Raw genomic sequence first — 22,542 nt, forward strand, 5'->3', positions numbered from 1 at the left:
CAAGCACGGAGAGAGCGGCTCGCTGGGCGCATCCGGCGAGTCCGCGCCTGCGCGCCCGGCCTCGGGCGAGCGCGCGGCGTCGGAACGGCCTGATCGCGCAGGGGGTTCCGCGGCGGGTGGCGGTGCGGCTGCTGCGACCTCTGCGGCCGGGGCAGGCGGAGCAGCACGGGGAAGCGGAGCGGCAGGGACAAGCGGAGCACCGGGCGAGCCCGCTTCAGCGGAACACCCCGCCCCGGACGGGAAGCGCGATCCCTACGACTACCCCCGCGACTGGGAAGCCGACGTAGTCCTCTCCGACGGCGGCACTGTCCACTTGCGACCCGTCGTGCCCAGCGACGCCGACGGGCTCGTCGCGTTGCACGGCAGGCTTTCCGACCGCACCCGGTACTTCCGGTACTTCGGCGCCTACCCGCGCATCCCGCCGCGGGATCTGGAGCGGTTTTCCACCGTGGACCACCACGACCGGGTCGCGTTCGTCGCCTTGCTGGGGGACGACGTGGTCGCGGTGGGGCGTTACGAGCGGCTCGATCAGGGGCCTTCGGCGGAGGTCGCGTTCGTCGTCGACGACAAGCATCAGGGGCGCGGGCTCGGGTCGATCCTGCTGGAGCATCTCGCCGCGGCGGCGTCGGAGTGCGGGTTGCGGCGGTTCGTCGCGGAGGTGCTGAGCGAGAACGCGGCGATGGTGCGCGTCTTCCGCGACGCGGGCTACCAGGTCAGCCGCGCCCTCGAGGAAGGCGTGCTGCATCTCGAGTTCGACATCGACCCTACCGAGGAATCGCTCGCGGTCGCGCGGTCTCGGGAGCAGGCCGCGGAGGCGCGGAGCGTGCACAATCTGCTCCACCCGGACACGGTGGCGGTGATCGGGGCGAGCGCGGATCCCACGAAGGTCGGGCATGTCGCGTTCGCGAACATGCTCGCGGCCGATTTCGCGGGGGCGGTGTATCCGGTCAACCCGGAGCATCGGTCGGTGCGCGGGGTGCGGGCTTATCCGTCCGTTCTCGATATCCCGGATCCGGTTGACCTGGCGCTGGTGGCGGTTCCGGCGGAGGCGGTCGAATCGGTGCTGGACGCGTGTCTGGCCAAGGGCGTCAAGACACTGGTGATCGTGTCCGGCGGGTTCGCCGAATCGGGGCCGCTGGGGTTGCACGCGGAGTTGCGGCTGGTCGGCGAGGCGCGGGCGCACGGGATGCGGGTGGTCGGGCCGAACGCGCTGGGCGTGCTCAACACCGCGAAGGACGTTCGGCTCAACGCGACGCTCGCGCCGCGGCTGCCGAAGCGCGGGCGGACGGGGTTCTTCTGCCAGTCGGGTGCGCTGGGGACGGCGATTCTGGCCGACGCGGGGTCGCGCGGGCTGGGGTTGTCGACGTTCGTGTCGGCGGGCAACCGGGCGGATGTGTCCGGCAATGACCTGCTGCAGTACTGGGAAACCGACCCGGATACCGATCTGGTGCTGCTGTATCTGGAATCGTTCGGCAACCCGCGGAAGTTCGCGCGGCTGGCGCGCAGGCTGGCGCGGTCGAAGCCGATCGTGGCGGTGAAGTCGGGGCGGCACGCGGTGCGGCCGCAGCTCGCGGCGACGTCGGCGGAGGTCGACGAGGCCAGTGTGCAGGCGTTGTTCGAGCAGGCTGGCGTCGTGCGGGTGGAATCGCTGGCGCAGCTGTTCGACACGGCGCTCGTGTTCGCGCATCAGCCGTTGCCGGCGGGGCCGCGGATCGGGATCGTCGGGAATTCGAGTGCGATCGGGTTGTTGGCGGCCGATACGGCTCGTGCGGAGGGGTTGCGGCTGGCGTTCGATCCGGTCGACATCGGGCCGCAGGCCGGGCCGGACGAGTTCGCGACGGCGGTGCGGGAGGCGTTGGATTCGCCGGACACTGACGCGTTGATAGCGGTATTTGCGCCGCCGGTGGCGATTCCTGGCACCGCGTACGCGCGAGCGTTGCGCGAAGCGGTGTCGGAGATGAAGCAGTCGAAGCCGATCGTTTCGACGTTCCTCGCCGCTGAAGGGGTGCCGGACGAACTGGCGGTGCTTTCTGACGACGGCGTGCCGACGCGTGGGTCGATTCCGTCGTATTCGAGTCCGGAGCGCGCGGTGAACGCGTTGGCACGCGTGGTGCGGTACGCCGCGTGGCGGCAGCGGCCGCAGGGGACGTTGGTGCGGCCTGGCGGTCTGCACGTCGAGCAGGCGCAGGAGATCGTGCGCGAGTTGTTGCCGGAGGACGGCAGTTCGACGCTGCTGTCTGATGACGACGTGGTGCGGTTGCTCAGCTGTTACGGCGTGGACGTGGTGCCGTTCCGGGTGGCGTCCAGTGAAAGCAAAGCAGTCGCTGCGGCGGCTGAGCTTGGGTATCCCGTCACGTTGAAGGCGGTGGACGAGCGGTTGCGCGGGCGGCCGGACTTCGCTGGCGTACGGCTTGACCTGATGTCCGAAGAGTCCGTACGTGTCGCGTACCGAGATCTGTGCACAGTGTCTGGCGACGAAGACGTGTACGTGCAACAGATGGCGCCGAAAGGACTGTCGTGCGCCATCGGGCTGCAGGACGACCCGTCGTTCGGCACGCTCGTGTCGTTCGGGCTGTCCGGGTTGGTCAGCACGCTGCTCGGCGACCGCGCGTACCGGGCGGTGCCGTTGACGGACGTTGACGCGGCGACGCTGATCCGTGAGCCGCGTACGTCGCCGTTGTTGACGGGGTATCGCGGCGACGAGCCCGCTGATCTCGCGGCGTTGCAGGACATGGTGTTGCGCGTGGCGGCGCTCGCGGAGGACAACCCCGAGGTCCGGTCGCTGGCTCTGGACCCGATCCTCGCGTCGCCGGACGGGGCGTTCGTCGCCAATGCGCGGTTGGTCGTGGGCGCACCGCCGACGCGGCCGGATACCGGACCGCGTCGGCTGCGGCACATCACGCCGTTGGACTGACCACCAGTTCGCCGAGGCCCAGCAGTTGCTCGGTCGCGCCGCCGCTGGTGAACTCCAGGCGCTTCGCGGCGGCGAAGTAGCGGTGGACCGGGTGCTCGACATCGATGCCGACGCCGCCGTGCAGGTGCACTGCGGTGTGCGCGACACGGTGTCCGGCTTCGGCCGCCCAGAACTTCGCGGTGGCCACGTCAGCGGCGGCGGGGAGACCTTCGGAGAGCTTCCAGGCTGCCTGCCATAGCGTCAGCCGTACGGCTTCGACGTCGATGTACGCATCGGCGAGGCGGTGTCGGACGGCTTGGAAACTGCCGAGCACTTTGTCAAACTGCTTGCGCTCGCGTGTGTACGCAGCTGTCAGCTCAAGCGCGCGTTCCAACACGCCCAGCTGTTGTGCGCAGGCACCGAGAGCGCCACGAAGGCGCAACTGCTCGCCGACGTCGCCGAGACCGACTCCGGGAGTGTCTGACAGCGTCACCAAAGCAGCGTCGGCGTGGTCGGTGGTCGACTGCGCTTCGATAGAAATCCCAACAGCGTCCTTCTCGACGATGTACACGCCGTCGTTGGCTTCGACGAGTAAGGCGTCCGCGAAGGCTGCGAAGGGGACCGCGGTCTGCGTACCGGTGAGGCGTCCGTCTGAAGCGACAAACGATCCGCCCAAAGCGACAGCGAGCACCGCCTTGCCGCGAGAGACCGGAAGCAGCCATCGCTCAGCCAGCAACGGGTCGGTGAGCACCGAGCCCGCCTGGACGACGGAGGAAAGGTACGGAACAGGCGCGACCGCGCGGCCGATCTCGATCAGGACCGAACACTGTTCCAGCAAACCGAAACCGCCGCCGCCGACCGTCGCGGGCAGGGCGGCGTCGAGGACGCCGGAGCGGGCCAGCACAGTCCACAGTGGAGCGTCGAAACCGCCGGAGCCGTGCGGGCCCAGCGATTCCGCGGTGACCTGGTCGGCGAGAATGCGCCGGGTCAGTGCGGAAAGGTCGGTTTGTGCTTCGGTGAGAGAGAAGTCCACCGGGAGAACTCCTTAACGCGTCACGGGCTGGCCGAGGGCGGTGGCGGCGACGATGTCGCGCTGCACCTCGTTGGTGCCGCCGCCGAAAGTGAGGATCAACGCCGAACGGTGCAGCCGTTCCAGCCGTCCTGCGAGCACCGCGCCGGGGGAGCCCTCGCGCACCACGGCGGCCGCGCCGACCACTTCCATCAGCAGCCGGTATGCCTCGATCGCCATTTCGGTGCCGTACACCTTGGTCGCCGACGCCTCGGCCGGGCCGAGTTCGCTCGCAGCGGCGGCCCAGGCGATCTTCCAGTTCCGCAGCTTCAAGTACTCGGCGTACGCGTGCACGCGCGCGAGGTGCGTCCGGACCCACTCGCGGTCGGTCAGCGACTCCGTGCGGGCCCATTCCACGACGTCGGCCAGCGCTTTCCGCACCGGCGCGGCGGAGGTGAGCGCGACGCGTTCGTGGTTGAGCTGGTTGGTGATCAGCGGCCAGCCCGCGTTCTCCTCGGCGACCCGCGAGGTCACCGGCACGCGGATGTCGTCGTAGTAGGTCGCGCTGGTGCCGGGCCCGGCGACGGTGTGCACCTTCGTCCAGGAGAAGCCCGGAGCGGAGGTCGGCACGATCAGGATCGACAGGCCCTTGTGCTTGCGCGCCTCCGGGTCGGTCCGCGCGGCGAGCCACACGTAGTCGGCGTACTCGATCAGGCTGGTCCACATTTTCTGCCCGTTGACCACGTACTCGTCGCCGTCGCGGGTAGCCCGCGTGCGCAGCGAAGCGAGGTCCGTGCCCGCGCCCGGTTCGGAGTAGCCGATCGAGAAATGCAGTTCGCCCGCGGCGATCTTCGGCAGGTAGAACGCCTTCTGATCCGGGGTGCCGAACCGCATGATCGTCGGGCCGATCGTATTCACCGTCAGGAACGGCACCGGCACCCCGGCGACCGCCGCCTCGTCGGTGAAGACCAGCTGGTCGAGCATGCTCCGGTCCTGGCCGCCGTACTCGCGCGGCCAGCCGAGCGCGAGCCAGCCGTCCTTGCCGAGCTGCCGGACGATTTCCTTGTACGCCAAGCCGTCGCCGTACTCGCCGCCGGGCGCGGCGAGGCTTTCCCGCCGCGCCGGCGTCATCAGCTCGGCGAAGTACTCCCGCAGCTCAGCGGCCAGTGCCCGCTGCTGCGGCGTGTAGTCGATCCGCACCCGTCACCTCCACCCCGCCGGTCTCGTTGTGGTGTCGTACCGGGCCCCGGCGGTAAGCTAGAACCTGTTCTAGTTGTACCAGGAGTGCCGGACGGGAGGAAGCATGGAGGTCAGTGTCGACCGGTCGCTGTGCGAGGCGAACGCGGTCTGCGTGGGATTCGCGCCGGAGGTCTTCGATCTCGACGACGACGAGAACCTGGTGATCGGGCCGGTTCCGGAGGATGAAGTAGAACGTGTTTCGCAAGCGGTGACGAACTGTCCGAAGAACGCCCTGTTCACGACCGGTTAATCAGGGCTTGCTCAATACGAGAACAGATTCTAGTCTGTGCTTCGTCAGGCAGGCTTCGACGAGGAGGCTCGCGGGTGGAACCGTCCGCAGGGAACACGAGCGACGACCGGGTTGAGGCGGTTCGATGACGCTCGAGGGCAAAGTCGCAGTCGTCACCGGCGCCGGAGCGGGGCTGGGCCGGGCCGAAGCGCTCGCGCTGGCCCGCGAAGGCGCGTCCGTCGTGGTCAACGACATCGGCGAGGCGAGCGACGTCGTAGCCGAGATCGAAAAACACGGCGGCAAGGCGCTCGCGGTGGCCGGGGACGTCTCGGCGGCCGAGACCGCGAAGGAACTGCTGTCCGCCGCGGTGGACCACTTCGGCAGCCTCGACATCGTCGTGAACAACGCGGGCGTGCTCCGCGACCGGATGCTGTTCTCGATGTCCGACGAGGACTGGGACAAGGTCATCGCGGTGCACCTGCGCGGGCATTTCCTGCTGTCCCGCAACGCCGCCGCGTACTGGCGCGATCGCTCCAAAATGGAGGGACAGCCGGTGTACGGCAGGCTGGTGAACACTGCGTCCGAAGCGTTCCTCGTCGGTTCGCCCGGCCAGCCCAACTACTCGGCGGCCAAGGCGGGGATCGCGGCGCTCACCATGTCCGCGGCGCGCGGGCTGGCGAAATACGGCGTGCGCGCCAACACGATCTGCCCGCGCGCCCGCACCGCGATGACCGCGGACGTCTTCGGCGAAGCGCCCGAGGACGGTCTGGATCCGTTGTCGGTAGAGCACGTTGCTCCGTTTGTCGCATTCCTCGCCTCACCGGCCGCGGACGCGATCAACGGCCAGGTCTTCGTCGTCCACGGCGGCATGGTCGCCTTGCTGGCCCCGCCGTCGGTGGAGGAGCGTTTCGACACCGCGAACGGCGCCTGGACCACCGGTGAACTCGCCGAAACCGTCGGCGCGCACTTCGCCGGCCGCGACCCGGAGCGGATGTTCGCCGCGACCGATCTGCTTTCGCTGCCCTGAAACCGGAGGACGCATGACCGAGCACCGGCTGGCAGGCAAGGTCGCCCTCATCACCGGCGCGGCCCGGGGACAGGGCGCGGCCGCCGCGCGCGCGTTCGTGGCGCAAGGCGCGCAGGTGGTGATCGCCGACATCCTCGACGACGAAGGCGAGAAACTCGCCGCGGAACTCGGCGAAGCGGCGGTGTTCTGCCATCTCGACGTCAGCGACGAGGACGGCTGGACGGCGGCGGTCGAGCGCACGGCGGCCGAATTCGGGCCGCCGACGGTGCTGGTCAACAACGCCGGGGTGCTGTACTTTTCGGAACTCGCGAAGACGCCGCTGGCCGAATACGAACGCGTCGTGCGGATCAACCAGATCGGGGCGTTTCTCGGCATGCGCTCGGTCGTTGAACCGATGGCAGGGGCCGGCGGCGGCTCCATCGTCAACGTGTCCTCTGTGGAGGGTCTGGCCGGGATGCCGTTCCTCGTCGCCTACACCGCGACCAAATTCGCGATCCGCGGGATGACCAAGGTCGCCGCGCTGGAACTGGGCGCGCGCGGGATCCGGGTCAACTCGGTGCACCCGGGCATGATCGACACGAAGATGGTGTCCGACGCCGCGGGCGCGGACGTGGACGTGTCCTGGGTCGGCAAGAAGGTCGCGCTCGGCCGGGTGGGGCGGGCCGACGAGATCGCGCCGCTGCTGGTGTTCCTCGGCAGCGACGAGAGTTCGTATTGCACCGGCGGCGAGTTCGTCGCCGACGGCGGGGCCACTGCCACGCACGCGTTGAAGCTGTGAACGGTGCTGCTGGGCCTAGGGTGACGGCTGGGGCCCGAAGGGACGGGAGTGAACACCGCTAACCGAAATCGGCGGGCGGGGATGGGCAAGACTCGGGGGTGACTACTGGGAGGTGCGGTGGGCGAAAGCGGCTCGGTCACTCTCCCGGGCACCGCGGCGCTGGCTCAGGTCGGCAGGCTCGCCACGCTGTCCTGGGAGGTCCTGCGGGCGATCTTCAAACGCCCGTTCCAGTTCCGCGAATGGATCCAGCAGTGCTGGTTCTTCGCGAGCGTGACCATTCTTCCGACCGCTCTGGTCGCGATCCCGTTCGGCGCGGTCATCGCGTTGCAGCTGGGATCGCTGACCACGCAGATCGGCGCGCAGTCGTTCACCGGCGCGGCCAGCGCGCTCGCCATCGTGCAGCAGGCGAGCCCGCTGATCACCGCGCTGCTGGTGGCGGGCGCGGGCGGCAGCGCGGTCTGCGCCGACATCGGCGCGCGCAAGATCCGCGAGGAAATCGACGCGATGGAAGTGCTCGGCGTCAACCCGGTGCAGCGCCTCGTGGTGCCGAGGGTGCTCGCCGCGATCGTGGTGTCGGTGCTGCTCAACGGCCTGGTCAGCGTGGTCGGCGTGCTCGGCGGCTACTTCTTCAACGTGGTGCTGCAAGGCGGCACGCCCGGCGCGTACCTGGCCAGCTTCAACGCGCTCGCGCAGGTGCCGGACCTCTGGATCAGCGAGATCAAGGCGTTCCTGTACGGCTTCGTCGCGGGCGTGGTCGCCGCGTTCCGCGGGCTGAACCCGGCGGGCGGCCCGAAGGGCGTCGGCGACGCGGTGAACCAGGCGGTGGTGATCACCTTCCTGCTGCTGTTCCTGATCAACGTCGTGCTGACCGCCGTGTACCTCAAAATCGTGCCCCCGAAGGCGCTGTGACATGACAGCAGAACCGATCGAGCAGCCGCGCACGTCCGACCGGACGCTGGAGATCATCGCGCGCCCCGGCGCGAGTCTCGAAGGACTCGGCAAGCAGCTGTCGTTCTACGGCCGGGCGCTCGCCTGGTCGCCGCGCACGATCCGCCGCTACGGCCGCGAAACCACGCGGCTGCTGACCGAGGTCTGCTTCGGCACCGGCGGTCTCGCGGTGATCGGCGGGACGCTCGGCGTGATGATCGGCATGACGCTGTTCACCGGTCTCATCGTGGGCCTGCAGGGGTATTCGGCGCTGAACCAGCTCGGCACCGCCGCGCTCACCGGGTTCATTTCGGCCTACTTCAACACCCGCGAGGTCGCGCCGCTGTCGGCCGGGCTCGCGCTGTCGGCGACCGTCGGCTGCGGGTTCACCGCGCAGCTCGGCGCGATGCGGATCTCCGAAGAGATCGACGCGCTCGAAGTGATGGCCGTGCCGAGCATGCCGTATCTGGTCACCACGCGCGTACTCGCCGGGGTAACCGCGGTGATCCCGCTGTACGCGGTGGGCCTGCTGTCCTCGTATCTCGCTTCGCGGCAGATCACCATCTGGCTCTACGGCCAGTCCGCGGGCACCTACGACCATTACTTCACGCTGTTCCTCCCGCCCGAGGACGTGCTGTGGTCGTTCGCCAAGGTGATCGTGTTCAGCGTGCTGGTCATCCTTTCCCATTGCTACTACGGCTACACCGCGTCCGGCGGACCGGCCGGGGTGGGCATCGCGGTGGGCCGCGCGGTGCGCACGTCGATCGTGCTGATCTCGGTGCTGGACTTCTTCCTCAGCCTCGCGATCTGGGGCGCGAACACGACAGTGCGGATATCCGGATGAGTACCCGTCGAGAGTTGCGCAAACGGCTCCAGTACCAGCTGCTGGGCCTGGTTTTCCTGGTCGTGGCCGCGTTGTTCTTCACCACGACGATCGCCGCGTACCGCAAGGTGTTCACGCCGGTCACGCTCGTGAAGCTGGAGACCGACCACGTCGGCAGCCAGTTGCGCGTCGGCGGCGACGTGAAGGTGCGCGGCATGCTCGTCGGCGAGATCCGCGACGTGCGGCCGGTCGGCGACCACGCGGAGCTGGAACTGGCGCTGCAACCGGACAAGACCGACGTGATCCCGGCGAACGTTTCGGCGCGGCTGCTGCCGAAAACGCTGTTCGGCGAACGGTACGTCGCGCTCCAGCTGCCCGAGCAGCCGCAGCGGGCGATCAAGGCGGGCGACGTGATCCCGCAGGACCGCAGCAGTACCGCGATCGAGCTGGAGCAGGTGCTCAACCATGTCATGCCGCTGTTGCAGGCGGTGCAGCCGGAGAAGCTGTCGAGCACGCTCAACGCCGTGTCCACCGCGCTCGACGGACGCGGCAAGAAGCTCGGCGAGACGCTGACCCAGCTGTCGGACTACCTCGGCAAGCTCAACCCGTCGCTGCCGGACCTGAAGGCCGACATCACCGGGCTGGCCAACGTTGCCGGCATCTACGACAAGGCCGCGCCGGACGCGTTGCAGGCGCTCTCGGATCTCACCACGACGACGCAGACCATTGTGGAGAAACAGCGCGGCCTGACCGATCTGTACTCCTCGGTGACCGGCACCGCCACCGACCTGACGCGCTTCCTGGAAGTGAACAAGGACAACATCATCCGCCTCACCACCGCCGTGCAGCCCACGCTCGACGTGCTCGCGAAGTACGCGCCGGAATACCCGTGCCTGTTCAAGCAGCTGGCCGGGACGGTGCCGAACGCGGAGCTGGCGTTCGGCAAGGGCACCGCGCATCCGGAGGTCAGCCGCGTGACGATCGAGTTCTCGGCGAGCCGCGGCAAGTACCTGCCCGGCGTCGACGAGCCGAAGTACGACGACAAACGCGGCCCGCGCTGTTACCCGCAGGTGCCGAAACCCGGGCACTGGCCGCAGTACCCGCCCGACGGCGCGGTGAAGGACGGGGCGACCAAACCCGCTCCGCCGCGCGTTCCGGACGGCACGCTGCCCAGCGACTTCACCAACGGCTCGCTGCCCGGCGGGTCCGGATCGACCGGCGGCGCGCCGAGCATCGTCGGGTCGGCCGACGAGCAGAAGCTGCTCGACCTGCTCGTCTCGCCGACGCTGAACACCACGCCGGACAACGTGCCGGGCTGGTCGGGGCTGCTGGTCGGACCGCTGTACCGCGGGGCGGAGGTGGAGCTGAAATGAGGTCGTTCGTTCCCGCGCTGATCAAAATCGGCATCTTCGCCGTGGTCACCGTGCTGCTCACCGGGGTCCTCGCCACCACGATCGCGAACACGAACTTCGGCGACACCGCGGCCTACGTCGCGAAGTTCACCGACGCCTCCGGCCTGCAGGCCGGCGACGACGTGCGGATCTCCGGCGTGAAGGTCGGCCAGGTCGAGACGATCGGGGTCGACCAGGGCGAGCAGAACTACGCCGAGGTGCGGTTCCTCGTCGAATCGGCGTACAAGCTGCCCTCGCTGGCCACCGCGACGATCAAGTACCGCAACCTCGTCGGGCAGCGCTACCTCTCGCTCGGCACGGACGTCAGCGGCGGCGAGATGCTGTCCCCCGGCGACACGATCCCGCCGGAGCGGACGAAACCGGCACTGAATCTGACCGTGCTGTTCAACGGGTTCAAGCCGCTGTTCAAGGCGCTGGACCCGAAGGAGGTCAACCAGCTTTCCGCCGAGATCGTGCAGGTGTTCCAGGGCGAGGGCGGCACGATCACGAGCCTGCTGTCGCACACCGCGTCGATCACGTCGTCGATCGCGGGCAAGGACAAGGTGATCGGGCAGGTCATCGACAACCTCAACCAGGTGCTCAGCACGGTCAACGCGCGCGGCCCGCAGCTCGGCGACCTCGTCGACCAGACGCAGCGGCTGGTGAGCGGGCTGGCGCAGCAGCGCAAGCCGATCGGCGACGCGGTGGGCGCGCTCGGCGACCTGACCAACGCGACCGCGGGCCTGCTCGCCGACGCCCGGCCCGTCGTGCAGCAGGACGTGACGCAGCTCGGGAACCTGGCGAACAACCTCAACGATTCGCAGCCGCTCATCGAGCACCTGCTGCAGGTGCTGCCGGGGAACCTGGAGAAGTTCACCCGGACCCTGAGCTACGGCAGCTGGTTCAACTACTACCTGTGCGGGATCGAAGGCACCATCGGCATTTCCTCGCTGGACGTGACGCTGCCGATCGTGCCGATCCCCGGCACTGAGCGCGCGCCGAGGTGTGGCCCGTGACTAACCGTCTTTTGAGGGGTCCAGGGGGGCTTGCCCCCCGGCTGGGGTCTGGGGCTCGGCCCCAGAGGAAGCGACTCAAAGACCGGAACCAGGCAAGCGTCGGCGCGGTGACGCTCGTGCTCATCGTGCTGATCACCGCGGTGACGTATTTCTCCGACAGCATCCCGATGTTCGGCAGCGGCACCACCTACACCGCGGCGTTCGCCGAGTCCGCCGGGCTCGCGCCGGACAACGAGGTCCAGGTGGCCGGCGTCAAGGTCGGGCAGGTGACTTCGGTGGAACTGGGGCACAAACAGGTGCTGGTGAAGTTCCGGGTGAAGGGCGTGCGGGTCGGCGACGCGACCACGGCGTCGATCGAGATCAAAACGCTGCTGGGGGAGAAATACCTCGCGCTGGACACGAAAGGCGGCGGCACGCAGACGCCCGGCGACACGATCCCGGTGCAGCGCACGCGGACGCCGTTCCAGTTGCAGGACGCGTTCAACCAGCTGTCCACGACCGTCGGCGACATCGACACCAAGCAGCTGGCGCAGAGTTTCACCGCGCTGTCGGATTCCCTTAAGGACAGTCCGCAGTACTTGAAGGACACGCTGTCCGGGCTGTCGGCGCTGTCGAAGACGGTGTCCTCGCGCGACGCCGATCTGCACGCGCTGCTGGCCAACACGAGCAAGATCTCGAAGACGCTGTCCGACCGGAACGCTCAGCTGCAACAGGTGATCAGCGACGGCAACCTGCTGCTGACCGAGTTGCAGCAACGCCGCGCGCAGATCAGCACCCTGCTCAAGGGCACGCAGGAGATCTCGAAGCAGCTGTCCGGGCTGGTCTCGGACAACCGCACGCAGATCGGGCCGACGCTCGCCGCGCTCGGGAAGGTGACCGACGTGCTGCAGCGCAACCAGGGCAACCTCGACCGGAGTTTGCAGCTGATGGCCCCGTTCGCCCGGGTCGGCGCGAACGCGACCGGCAACGGGCGCTGGTTCGAGGGGTACTTGTGCGGGTTGCTGCCGCCGACCATCACGGTGGGCGGGCTGTCGATCAACCCGGAGGGCTGCACGCCGCCGATCTCCGCGCCGGATCAAGGGGTGGGTGGACGATGACTACCGCCGACGTACTTTTTCCCTCGGAGGCGTCATGACTGTCGAGACTAAAGCGGGCCGGAGCCTCGTTACCTGGCTCGGATTCGCTTGCGTGGCTGCGCTTTTGCTGACGGCGGGCATCTACTTCGCGCTGCGCGACACCGGCGGGACGAAGATCTCGGCGTACTTCGGGAAAACCGTCGGCCTCTACGCCGGTTCGTCGGTGCGCGTGCTGGGCGTCGCGGTCGGCGAGGTCACCGCGGTGACGCCGCAAGGCCAAACGGTGCGCGTCGACATGACGGTGAACGACGACGTCCCGATCCCGAAGGACGTCGGCGCGGTCGTGGTTTCGCCGAGCCTGGTGAGCGACCGGTACGTCCAGCTGACCCCGGCGTACGACAGCGGCCCGACGCTCGCGAGCGGAACCGTGCTGGCGCGCGACAAAACCGCGACGCCGGTCGAGCTGGACGACCTTTACGCGAGCCTCGACAAGCTGTCCACCGCGCTAGGACCCAACGGGGCGAACAAAAACGGTGCGTTCTCCGATCTGCTGGACACCGCCGCGGCCAACCTCAAGGGCAACGGCAAGGACCTGAACTCGACCGTCGGCAGGCTCGCCGATCTGGCCGGGACGCTGGACGATTCCAAGGACGACCTGTTCTCCACGGTGAAGAACCTGAACTCGTTCACCTCCGCGCTGTCCCAAAGCGACAGTCAGCTGAACGAGTTCTACCAGCGCCTCGCGGACGTCAGCGGGTTCCTCGCCGACGATTCGCACGACGTCGGGGCGGCGCTCGATTCGCTGTCCACGTCGCTGGGGGACGTGAAACAGTTCGTGGCGGACAACAAGAACGGGCTTTCGTCCAATGTGGCCAAACTGGCGTCGCTGACCAAGGTGCTGGTGGACCAGCGGGCCTCGCTCGCCGAGGTGCTCGACATCGCGCCGACCGGGGCGACGAACTTCATCAACACCTACGACGCGGCGTCCGGCACGATCGCGGTGCGCGACAACCTGAACGAGATCACCAACCCGCCGATCCTCACCGTCTGCCGGCTGATCAGCGCGGGCACGCCGAAGCCGTTGCCGGACACGCTCGGCAACATCTGCAAGAAGCTCGCGCCGGTGCTCGACGGCACGCTCAAGCTGCCGTCCATCCCGCAGGCGCTGAACTCCTTGCAGAACGGCCAGCTGCCGCCGTTGCCCCTGCCGCTGACGGACGTGCTGACGCAGAAACCCGGAGGTGGCAAGTGAAACGCCTCCGGAAACGGCTGGCGGGCGTGCTCGCCGGAGTGCTGGTTCTCGCCGGGTGTAGCGACGGCGGGTTCAACGGGCTGTACTCGACGCCGTTGCCCGGCGGCCCGGACGTCGGCGGCCACCCCTACCACGTCACCGCGTTGTTCGCCGACGTGCTGGACCTGGTGCCGCAGGCGAACGTGAAGGTGAACGACGTCGCGGTCGGCCGGATCGACCGGATCGCGCTCACCCCGGACACCCGGGCCGCGCTCGTGTCGATGACGGTGAACGGCGACGTCCAGCTGCCCGCGAACGCGCGTGCCGAACTGCGCCAGTCCAGTCTTCTCGGCGAGAAGTTCGTGCAGCTGAGCGCGCCGTCCGCGGAGAAACCGGCCGGAAAGCTCGCCGACGGGGCGCAGATCCCGCTCGGGCGCACGAACCGCAACCCGGAGATCGAAGAGGTGCTGGGCGCGTTGTCGCTGCTGCTCAACGGCGGCGGCGTCGACCAGCTGCAGAACATCAGCCACGAACTCAACGACGCGCTGTCGGGCAACGAACCGCAGATGCGCGCGCTGCTGTCCAGAGTGGACGAACTGGCCACCCAGCTGGACGGGCACAAGGGCGAGATCCTGCGCGCGATCGACGGGCTGGACAAGCTGTCCACCACGCTGGTCGGGCAGAAGCAGAACCTCGCCACCGCGCTGGACAAACTCGCGCCCGGGCTGAAGATCGTCGCCGACCAGCGCGACCAGCTGGTGGGGATGCTGAACGCGCTGAACAAGCTCTCCGGCGTCGCAGTGGACACGGTGAATCGCAGCCGGGACCAGCTCATCGCGAACCTCAAAGCGCTGGAGCCGACGCTGCGCCAGCTCAGCGCGGCGGGCAAGGATCTGCCGAACGCGCTGCGGATCCTGCTCACCTACCCGTTCCCGGACTACGCGGGCAACGTGATCAAGGGCGACTACGCGAACGTCGACGCGCGGATCAACCTCGATCTCGACAAGCTGGTGCAGAACTTCACGAACTCGTCGCAGCCGCCGTTCCAGCTGCCGACGCCGTCGACCTCCGGTGCTGCTCCGCCCGTTGCCGGGCAAGGGATGCCGCAGCTGCCGTTGCCGCTGCCCAACAACCCGCCGCCCGCGGGCGGCACGAAGCCGGGTTACGGCGGGGTGCTGGGCGGGTTGCTCGGCGGACTGCTGGGAGGCGGCTGATGAACACGCGCAAAACCCGGATCCAGCTGCTGGTGTTCTTCGTGATCGCCGTCGTGTCGGTGACCTACGCGGGCGGGCATTACGCCGGTCTCGACCGGATCTTCGGCAACCGCGGCTACCACGTGACGCTCAAACTGCCCGATTCCGGCGGGATTTTCGTGAACTCCGAGGTCGCCTACCGCGGCGTCACGGTCGGCCGGGTCGGGGACCTGACGCTCACCCCGCACGGCATCGACGTCCGGCTCGACATCGACTCCGGCGGCCCGGACATCCCGTCGGCGCTGCACGCGCAGGTCGCGAACCGGTCGGCGGTGGGGGAGCAGTTCGTGGACCTGCTGCCGGACCGCGAAGCCGGGCCGTACCTGGAGGACGGCGCGGTCATCACGCAGGACCGCACGTCGCTGCCCGCGACGCCGGATTCCGTGCTGACGCATCTCGACGGCCTGGTCGCGAGCGTCCATCCGGAGTCGTTGAAGACCGTCGTGGACGAGACGTACGACGCGTTCGCCGGTTCCGGCCCGCAGTTGCAGAAACTGTTGGACAGCACCAGTTCGCTCACCGCGACGGCTGCCCAGTACGTGCCGGACACGCAGGGGTTGCTCGCGAACTCGCGCACCGTGTTCGCGACGCAGGAGCGGCAGGCGCAGAACATCACGGCGTTCGCGTCCGGGCTCAAGACTATTGCTGGGCAATTGAAATCGTCGGATCCGGCTGTGCGCAAGGTGATCGACGAGGCTCCGCAGCTGAGCCGGCAGATCAGCGATGTGCTCGCCACGTCCGGGACCGACCTCGGGGTGCTGTTCGCGAACTCGCTCACCACCGCGCAGGTCACCTCGATGCGCAAGGACGCGATCGAGGAGCTGCTGGTGGCGTATCCGGTGATCTCGGCGTTCTCGCCGACGACCTCGCCGGACGGCACCGGGCATCTCGGCGTGGTGTTCAACTTCTTCGACCCGCATTCGTGCACGAAGGGGTATGAAGGCACGAAACAGCGTCCGGCCAACGACACGAGCGAAGCTCCGGTCAACATGAACGCTTACTGCGCGGAGCCGCCGGGCAGCCCGACTGAGGTGCGGGGTGCGCAGAACGCGCCGTACGCGGGGAAGCCGCCCGCGATTCCGGCTGCGCCCAAGGCTTCCGCGCCTTCGGACCAGGGTTCGCAGCAGCTGTTGCCGGGTCTGCTGGGACAGCTGACCGCGCCGCTGAAGGGCGGGCTCGGGGCCTTGCTGGGCGGTTCGTGATGGCTGCCGATACAGCGGAGAAAGACGAGGCGCAGTCCTTCCTGACCGGACGGCTGCTCGGCGTGCTGGCCGTCGTCGCGGTGCTGGCCGCCGCGTGGTTCGGCTGGTCGTGGTGGAGCGCGGCGCAGGACGACAGCCTCGCCCGCGGCCGCGCCCGGGACGCCGTGCTGGCCGCCGCGAGCACGGATCTGGTCACGCTCAACACGATCGACTACCGCACCAGCGCGGTCGACGTGGACCGCTGGATCGCCGCCACCACCGGGCAGTACGGCAAGGACCTCTCCGGTGACCGGCAGCTGCAGATCGACCGGGCCAAACGCACCAAAACCGTGTCGACGGCTTCCCTGGTGCAGGCCGCGGTCACCGAGCTGAACCCCTCGGCAGGCACCGCTCGGTTGATCGCGGTCCTGAACGTCCGCGTGAGCACCGGCGACGCCCCGCCTTCGGCGAAACAGGCCCGCTTGGCCGTGGACTTCGCACGAGACGGGGACACCTGGAAGATCGGCGGCATCCAGGCGGTGGGCTCGTGAACCGGCGGACGATCGCGGCCGGCGTGACCGGGGTCGCGCTGGCGTGCGCGGTGTGGTTCGGGGTGCAGGCGTCGCTGCTGCAACCGGAGGACGACGAGGCGATGGTCGACCCGGTGGCGACGGCTCAGGTCACCGACCAGGTCGGCGCCGCGGTGAAGGCGGTGTTTTCCTACGACTACGCGAATCTGGACCGCACCGCCCGTGCCGCGGCCGACGTCCTGACCGGCTCGGCGGTGGGGCAGTACCAAAGCCAGTTCGCCGCGGCCCGCCAGCGCGCGGCGAACGAAAAGCTCGTCCGGACGACGACTGTCCGCGCGATCGGGCTGCGCTCCCTGCACGGCGACGACGCGAGCCTGCTGCTTTTCCTTGACCAGCAAACGATCCTGCCCGGCGGTGGTGCGCCTCAGTCGTCAGTGGGGCAGCTGTCGGTGACCGCGCATCGCACCGACGGGCAGTGGAAGATCACCGCGCTGGATCCGCTGTAGCCGTCCGGCCGAGCAACTCGCTCACCTCTCGGGCAAGGGACACCGAAGCCTCGATCTCGACCTTCCGGATGGACACGCTCTCCACGAGGAAGCCGAACGGCATGCCGAGCTTGCGGCAGAACGCGGCCAGGTCGCGGGCGTTCGCCAGGCATTGCTCGTACGACTCGGCCAGCGTGTCGTCCGCGTGCCGCAGGGAATTCTCCAGCCAGCGCGGGACGTGGACGCCGAGCCATTTGAGGAACGCCAGCGTTTTCGCCGAACCGCAGACCGACAGGGTGAAGAGGACGGGCTTGGGTTCGAGGCCCTGGTCGCGGCAGGCGTAGAAGTAGTCGGAGACCATGCTCTTGGCCGCGTCCGCGCTGTAGATCACCTGCGAGATGAAGTACGCGCAGCCTGCCTGCTGTTTGGCGATCAGCCGCAGGTGCTCGTCGGGTCGTTCGGTGATGGCGACGCCGCCGAGCAGCAGGTCCGGGCGGATTTCCCGGCGCAGCGCCTGTGCTTCGGAAAGGCTCGTGTGCACCTGCTTGTTCTTCGAGGACGCCCCGACGAAGACGGACAGCACGCGGTCGGTGTCGGCGGTGCGCAGCCAGTCCCGCAGGTCGGGTTCGGGGTACTTGCCGACGCAGCGGTAGATGACTGCGGGACGGGTCCACTCGCTGAGATAGTCCGAGTGGTAGACGGCGGGGTCGAGGGTCGGCAGGTAGGGGAACGGCCGCTCGTCGGGGTTGCGGTCGCTCTCGTCGTCGATGTCGTAGAGGGCCAGGCCGTCGACGTCCAGGGAAGCCAGCCGGGACAGGGTGGCGGCGGTGATTTCCCGGATCCGCTCGGGGGAGTTGCTGAGGCGGGGCGGGGTGATGCCGAACAGCAGGACGCCGCGATCGGGATGGGTCAGCTGGGTCCGGAGAGTGTGGTCCGCCATGGGGCGGAAGTTAGCAGCCCGGGCTGTCAGGACGCGGTCCGGCGCTGGATCACTGTGTCCAGCGCCGCGCGGGACGACTGGAGCCGGGCCAGCGCCGCGTCGATCCGGTCGCGTTCGCCGCGCAGCCGTTCGAGCACCCCGTCGCAGGCGGGCGTCAGCGGTTCGTCCCGGACGCACGAGCCGATCTCGGCGATCGTCGCGGTCGGCAGGCCCGCGGCGAGCAGTTCCCGGATGCGCCGCACCGCCCCGACGTCGGCCTCGGCGTAGTCGCGGTAGCCGTTCGGGGTGCGGGCCGGACGCAGGAGGCCCTGTTTTTCGTAGTACCGCAGCAGTTGCTCGTCGACGCCGGTCCGCTTGGACAGTTCCCCGATGCGCATGTGACCTGGACCCCGCTGGCTTGACCTTGTAATGGGTTTCAAGGATTAGCGTCGCGATCGCCGAAGTCAAGCAGCAGTGACGCAGGAGGAATGACAAGTGACGAAAGTGCTGGTCGCGGGGGCCACGGGGATGCTGGGCCGCGAGATTGCGGCGAGCCTGCTCCGGCGCGGCGCGCAGGTGCGGGCGCTGGTCCGGCCGGAGAGCGCCGGGGCCGAAGCGGCGCGGACGCTGAAGGAGCGAGGAGCGGAGATCGTCCAGGGCGCGCTCGAACGCCCTGAGCACGCGCTGGACGGCGTGGACGTGGTCGTCTCCGCGGTGCAGGGCGGTCCGGAGGTCGTCGTGGACGGGCAGCTCGCCCTGCTGCGCGCCGCCGAAAAGGCGGGGGTGTCCCGGCTGATCCCGTCGGATTTCGCGGTGGACCTGTTCCGGCTCGACGACGGGGACAACGTCTTCCTCGACGACCGGCGGAAGGCGCACGCCGCGTTCGCCGAATCCGGGCTCCCGGTGACGTCCGTCCTCAACGGCGCGTTTCACGAGGTGATGACCGCGCCGTTCCTCGAAATCGTGGATTGGGAGAACGGAACGTTCAGCTATTGGGGCGACGGCGACGAGCCCTGCGATTTCACCACCGTCGCGGACACCGCGGCCTACACCGCCGCGGTGGCGCTGGACGCGGAGGTCTCCGGACCGGTCCGGGTGGCTGGCGACGTGCTGTCCATGAAGGACTTCCACGCCGCGTTGGAGCGCGGTTCCGGACGCAGCCTCGCCCTTCGCCGCCTTGGCGGCACAGACGACCTCGCCGCCGAGATCGAGCGCCGCAAGTCTGTCGCGTCCGGTCCCGCGGATTACGTTGCGCTGCAATATGTGTGGGCGATGGTCACCGGGAAGGCGAAGCTGAGCCCGCTCGACAACGACCGTTACCCGGACATCCGCCCGACCGGGATGGCGGAGTTCGCCCGCCGGTTCGCGCGCTGACCCAGCGTGGCCTCAGACCGGGCGGCCTGAGGCCACCAGGCTCACTCCGCGAACGGACCGCCGTCCCCGAACACCTGCTTGGCGAACCGTTCCCCGACCAGCCGGTGCGTGGCCGCGTCCGGATGCAGTGCGTCCGGCAAGGGATGCGCCGCGAAATCCTCTTCCCCGTACAGCGAAAGCCCGTCCACGAAATGCAACGCCGGGTCCTCCCGGTCCCGGACGACCTTCGCCAGCTCCTCCCGGATGACCTTCAGCGTCAGCTTCCCCTCGGCCACGGAAGCCGGATCCCCGGTCGCCTTGAACCGGAGCGTTCCGTCGCTGAAATCCGGTGCGCCCGGGCCGGGTGTGTCCTCGTGGATCGGGCACAGCAACGCGGAAACCACCACCAGCGGAACGTCCGGATGCCCCTCCCGGATCGTGTCCAGGAACCCGTGCACCGCCGGGCCGAAAGCGCGCAGCCGCATCAGGTCCGCGTTCACCACGTTGATTCCCAGCTTCACGCTCACCAGATCCGCGGGCGTGTCCCGCATCGCCCGCGCGGTGAACGGGTCCAGCAGCGCGCTCCCGCTGAAACCGAGGTTGATCAGGTCGACCCCGGCGGCAGTGGCGGCCAGCGCGGGCCACGTCTGCGAAGGGCCCGTCGCGCCGGTGCCGTGGCTGATCGAGCTGCCGTGGTGCAGCCAGACCCGGCGCGCGGACGGGAGCGGGGAGACCGGGGCGGTGGTGCGCAACGCGATCAGCCGGGTGGTTTCCTTGTGCGGCAACCAGATCTCGACGTCCTTGACGCCCGAGGGCAGGTCGGAGAACCGGACCGTGCCGGACGGGCCCGGCCGGGTCTCGCCGGTGCTGGTCATCATGTCGAGGATCAGTTCGTCGCCGCCGGAGACAGCGGCGGAATCGGCCAGCCGTCCGTCCACGACGAGGTCGTAGACGCCGTCCGGCAGCGGCGGCATCCCGAGATAGCCGACCTTCGTGCGGTGGGTGTCCAGTTCGATGGCGGTCGATTCGGTGCGGAACGCCAAGCGCACGCCGGACGGCTCGGTCTCCGCCATCGCGAGCCTGCTGTCGGTGTTCTGCGCCCGCGCCCGTGCGGTCAGCCGGTGCGGCAGCAAGCCTTGCGGCGTGCGTTCCAGCTCAAGTGCGCCGCGCACGAACTCTTCGCCGATCTCGGTGGTGATCCACTGCATGCCGCCGAGTGTGCCGCCCGGAGCCGCGCATCGCCAACAGATATCAGCCGTCCCACACCTGTGCGCCCTGGCGCAGCACCGCGACCGGGGCGGCCTCGGCGGACGGCCACAGGTCCAGCACGTACCGGAAATGCTCGCCGAACTCGTGGTCGTGCCATCCGGCGTCCGGCGGTCCGCTCTCCACATAGGACACTCGGACCCGGTACCGCCCGGGCGGAACCGCGATCCGGTGTTCCTGGCGCGCGTAATCGGCGGGACCGGCCAGCGTCACCACCCCGCCGGGGACGTCGAGATCGGCTTCCACGACGTGGGAAGCGTCCGGGGACACCGAGGGCGCCGCCGTGCCGATCGAAACGTCGACCTCGACCCAGTCGGAGCGCGCGGTCGCCACGGAGAGCGACGACGGCTCTACCGCGACGCGGTGCACGGAGACCGCCTCGTCGGTCCACCCGCCGTCGCCGGGACGCCAAGCGTCCTTGTCCCGCAAGGAGAACTGCCGTTGCTCGGCATGCACCAGGTACCGCACGGGCCCCACGCTAGCCGACGTCAGCCGGGGGTCACCCGAACTGGCTTGCGCGAGCGGTTTAGCGTGGTGGTATGACCACAGCTCCTGTCGATGTCGACACTGCCCGTCGCGACTACGCTGCGCTGGTCGAGCGCGGCCTGTCCCTGGACATCACCCGCGGCAAGCCGTCGCCCCGGCAGCTCGACCTCTCCGCGGATCTCCTGACGCTGCCGAACGGCCAGTACAAGGCCGAGGACGGCACCGACACCCGCAACTACGGCGGGCTCAAGGGGCTGCCGGAGCTGCGCCGCATCTTCGCCGGCGCGCTGCAGGTGCCGGTCGAGCAGCTGTTCGCCGCGGGCAACTCCAGCCTGGAGCTGATGCACGACACCATCGCGCAGGCGATGCTGAGCACCCTGCCGGGCGCCACGCGCCGCTGGGCCGACGAGCCCCGGATCGCGATGCTGTGCCCGGTGCCCGGCTACGACCGGCACTTCGCGCTCGCCGAGCGGTTCGGCATCGAGCTGATCCCGGTGCCGATGACCGAGACCGGCCCGGACATGGACGTCGTCGAGCGGCTGGTTGCCGAGGACGCCGCGGTCAAGGGCATCTGGTGCGTGCCGAAGTACTCCAACCCGACCGGCGTCACCTTCAGCGCCGAGGTCGCCGGGCGGCTCGCCGCGATGCCGGCCGCCGCGCCGGACTTCCGGATCATCTGGGACAACGCCTACGCGGTGCACCACCTCACCGACGACGAGCCGGAGCTGGCCGACATCCTCGCGCTCTGCGCCGAGGCCGGGAACCCGGACCGCGCGTTCGTGTTCGGCTCCACCTCGAAGATCACCTTCGCCGGGGCCGGCGTCGGGTTCTTCGGCGCGTCCGAGGCCAACCTCGCCTGGTGGCAGAGCGTGCTCAGCAAGCGCACGATCGGCCCGGACAAGGTCAACCAGCTGCGCCACGCGCTGTTCCTCAAGGACGCCGACGGCGTCCGCGCGCTCATGCGCAAGCACGCGGAGCTGATCGCGCCCAAGTTCGCCGCCGTCGAGCGCATCCTCTCCGAGGAGCTGAGCGACCTGGCGACCTGGACCAAGCCGACCGGCGGCTACTTCATCTCGCTGACCGTGCCCGAGGGCACCGCGAAGGAGGTCGTGCGGCTGGCCAAGGAGGCGGGCGTCGCGCTGACCCCGGCCGGGGCCACCCACCCGCACGGCGACGACCCGGCCGACGCGGTCATCCGCATCGCGCCGACCTTCCCCGAGCTGGCCGAGGTGGAGGAGGCCGTCCGCGCCCTCGCCGTCTGCGTGCGGCTCGCGGTCGCGCAGCGCGCCTGATCTCCGCCTCCGTGGCGCCGCCCCCCCCGACGGGGGGGGGGGCGCCGGGGGTTGCCGGGGGGGGCCGCGGGGGGGGTTGTTGGCCGGCGGGGGGGGATGGGGGGCCGGGCCGGCGGGGGGGGGGGCGCACGCCCGGCC

The 22,542-nt window shown here is 69.2% G+C and carries 22 protein-coding genes; 16 read left to right on the plus strand and 6 right to left on the minus strand.

The window, feature by feature from the left end; genetic code table 11:
• The first annotated feature begins 22 nt into the window (after positions 1 to 22).
• Complete coding sequence (locus tag ACWGIC_RS04560; protein WP_452074545.1) at positions 23 to 2,914, plus strand: bifunctional acetate--CoA ligase family protein/GNAT family N-acetyltransferase; 2,892 nt, start codon at positions 23 to 25, stop codon at positions 2,912 to 2,914.
• Here the strand turns inward: ACWGIC_RS04560 and ACWGIC_RS04565 are convergent.
• Positions 2,898 to 3,926, minus strand: a complete 1,029-nt coding sequence (locus ACWGIC_RS04565; RefSeq protein WP_452074504.1) for an acyl-CoA dehydrogenase family protein — start codon at positions 3,924 to 3,926, stop codon at positions 2,898 to 2,900. The genes ACWGIC_RS04560 and ACWGIC_RS04565 overlap by 17 nt on opposite strands.
• A 12-nt stretch (positions 3,927 to 3,938) precedes the next feature.
• Positions 3,939 to 5,102 carry an acyl-CoA dehydrogenase family protein gene (locus tag ACWGIC_RS04570; RefSeq protein ID WP_452074505.1) on the minus strand — a complete coding sequence of 388 codons (1,164 nt, stop codon included), beginning with the start codon at positions 5,100 to 5,102 and terminating at the stop codon, positions 3,939 to 3,941.
• Between the two features lie 103 nt (positions 5,103 to 5,205).
• On the opposite strand from ACWGIC_RS04570, the gene ACWGIC_RS04575 reads away from it, so the two are divergent.
• The 13 genes from ACWGIC_RS04575 (at position 5,206) to ACWGIC_RS04635 (ending at position 17,109) form a co-directional block, all read left to right on the plus strand.
• On the plus strand, positions 5,206 to 5,391 hold the full coding sequence (locus ACWGIC_RS04575) for a ferredoxin (RefSeq protein WP_452074506.1): 186 nt from the start codon (positions 5,206 to 5,208) through the stop codon (positions 5,389 to 5,391).
• Positions 5,392 to 5,515: 124 nt separating this feature from the next.
• Positions 5,516 to 6,397: a 3-oxoacyl-ACP reductase gene (locus ACWGIC_RS04580; protein WP_452074507.1), complete on the plus strand. Its 882-nt coding sequence runs from the start codon at positions 5,516 to 5,518 to the stop codon at positions 6,395 to 6,397.
• 13 nt (positions 6,398 to 6,410) lie between these two features.
• Positions 6,411 to 7,175: a glucose 1-dehydrogenase gene (locus ACWGIC_RS04585; RefSeq protein ID WP_452074508.1), complete on the plus strand. Its 765-nt coding sequence runs from the start codon at positions 6,411 to 6,413 to the stop codon at positions 7,173 to 7,175.
• 117 nt (positions 7,176 to 7,292) lie between these two features.
• The gene (locus tag ACWGIC_RS04590; RefSeq protein ID WP_452074509.1) at positions 7,293 to 8,084 is read left to right on the plus strand and encodes an MlaE family ABC transporter permease; all 792 of its coding nucleotides are present in this window, start codon (positions 7,293 to 7,295) and stop codon (positions 8,082 to 8,084) included.
• A gap of 1 nt (position 8,085) precedes the next feature.
• Positions 8,086 to 8,946, plus strand: coding sequence for an MlaE family ABC transporter permease (locus ACWGIC_RS04595; protein ID WP_370939050.1), 861 nt, complete (start codon positions 8,086 to 8,088; stop codon positions 8,944 to 8,946).
• Entirely contained in the window at positions 8,943 to 10,298 is a 1,356-nt protein-coding gene (locus ACWGIC_RS04600; RefSeq protein WP_452074510.1) for an MCE family protein, read from the plus strand. The genes ACWGIC_RS04595 and ACWGIC_RS04600 overlap by 4 nt, the downstream gene beginning before the upstream one ends.
• On the plus strand, positions 10,295 to 11,332 hold the full coding sequence (locus ACWGIC_RS04605; RefSeq protein WP_452074511.1) for an MCE family protein: 1,038 nt from the start codon (positions 10,295 to 10,297) through the stop codon (positions 11,330 to 11,332). The genes ACWGIC_RS04600 and ACWGIC_RS04605 overlap by 4 nt, the downstream gene beginning before the upstream one ends.
• Before the next feature lie 107 nt (positions 11,333 to 11,439).
• Positions 11,440 to 12,429 carry an MlaD family protein gene (locus ACWGIC_RS04610; RefSeq protein WP_452074512.1) on the plus strand — a complete coding sequence of 330 codons (990 nt, stop codon included), beginning with the start codon at positions 11,440 to 11,442 and terminating at the stop codon, positions 12,427 to 12,429.
• Between the two features lie 34 nt (positions 12,430 to 12,463).
• Positions 12,464 to 13,660, plus strand: coding sequence for an MCE family protein (locus tag ACWGIC_RS04615; protein WP_452074513.1), 1,197 nt, complete (start codon positions 12,464 to 12,466; stop codon positions 13,658 to 13,660).
• Positions 13,657 to 14,853, plus strand: coding sequence for an MCE family protein (locus ACWGIC_RS04620; RefSeq protein WP_452074514.1), 1,197 nt, complete (start codon positions 13,657 to 13,659; stop codon positions 14,851 to 14,853). The genes ACWGIC_RS04615 and ACWGIC_RS04620 overlap by 4 nt, the downstream gene beginning before the upstream one ends.
• Positions 14,853 to 16,094 (plus strand): MCE family protein, encoded by a 1,242-nt coding sequence (locus ACWGIC_RS04625; protein WP_452074515.1) that lies wholly within the window; start codon positions 14,853 to 14,855, stop codon positions 16,092 to 16,094. Before ACWGIC_RS04620 ends, ACWGIC_RS04625 begins: the two co-directional genes overlap by 1 nt.
• Positions 16,094 to 16,624: a hypothetical protein gene (locus tag ACWGIC_RS04630; protein ID WP_452074516.1), complete on the plus strand. Its 531-nt coding sequence runs from the start codon at positions 16,094 to 16,096 to the stop codon at positions 16,622 to 16,624. Before ACWGIC_RS04625 ends, ACWGIC_RS04630 begins: the two co-directional genes overlap by 1 nt.
• Complete coding sequence (locus ACWGIC_RS04635; protein WP_452074517.1) at positions 16,621 to 17,109, plus strand: hypothetical protein; 489 nt, start codon at positions 16,621 to 16,623, stop codon at positions 17,107 to 17,109. Before ACWGIC_RS04630 ends, ACWGIC_RS04635 begins: the two co-directional genes overlap by 4 nt.
• Here ACWGIC_RS04635 and ACWGIC_RS04640 read toward each other — a convergent pair.
• On the minus strand, positions 17,087 to 18,028 hold the full coding sequence (locus ACWGIC_RS04640) for a methylenetetrahydrofolate reductase (RefSeq protein ID WP_452074518.1): 942 nt from the start codon (positions 18,026 to 18,028) through the stop codon (positions 17,087 to 17,089). The genes ACWGIC_RS04635 and ACWGIC_RS04640 overlap by 23 nt on opposite strands.
• Before the next feature lie 26 nt (positions 18,029 to 18,054).
• On the minus strand, positions 18,055 to 18,405 hold the full coding sequence (locus ACWGIC_RS04645; protein WP_452074519.1) for a MerR family transcriptional regulator: 351 nt from the start codon (positions 18,403 to 18,405) through the stop codon (positions 18,055 to 18,057).
• A gap of 97 nt (positions 18,406 to 18,502) precedes the next feature.
• Between ACWGIC_RS04645 and ACWGIC_RS04650 the strand changes: the two genes are divergently transcribed.
• The gene (locus ACWGIC_RS04650; RefSeq protein WP_452074520.1) at positions 18,503 to 19,381 is read left to right on the plus strand and encodes an NmrA family NAD(P)-binding protein; all 879 of its coding nucleotides are present in this window, start codon (positions 18,503 to 18,505) and stop codon (positions 19,379 to 19,381) included.
• A 41-nt stretch (positions 19,382 to 19,422) separates the two neighbouring features.
• Here ACWGIC_RS04650 and ACWGIC_RS04655 read toward each other — a convergent pair whose 3' ends face one another.
• Complete coding sequence (locus ACWGIC_RS04655; RefSeq protein WP_452074521.1) at positions 19,423 to 20,568, minus strand: GDSL-type esterase/lipase family protein; 1,146 nt, start codon at positions 20,566 to 20,568, stop codon at positions 19,423 to 19,425.
• A 43-nt stretch (positions 20,569 to 20,611) separates the two neighbouring features.
• The gene (locus tag ACWGIC_RS04660; protein ID WP_452074522.1) at positions 20,612 to 21,094 is read right to left on the minus strand and encodes a hypothetical protein; all 483 of its coding nucleotides are present in this window, start codon (positions 21,092 to 21,094) and stop codon (positions 20,612 to 20,614) included.
• Between the two features lie 71 nt (positions 21,095 to 21,165).
• Here ACWGIC_RS04660 and ACWGIC_RS04665 point away from each other — a divergent pair, with 71 nt between their 5' ends.
• Positions 21,166 to 22,404 (plus strand): aminotransferase class I/II-fold pyridoxal phosphate-dependent enzyme, encoded by a 1,239-nt coding sequence (locus ACWGIC_RS04665; RefSeq protein WP_452074523.1) that lies wholly within the window; start codon positions 21,166 to 21,168, stop codon positions 22,402 to 22,404.
• Positions 22,405 to 22,542 lie beyond the last annotated feature (138 nt).

Source organism: Amycolatopsis sp. NPDC054798 (assembly GCF_053611505.1).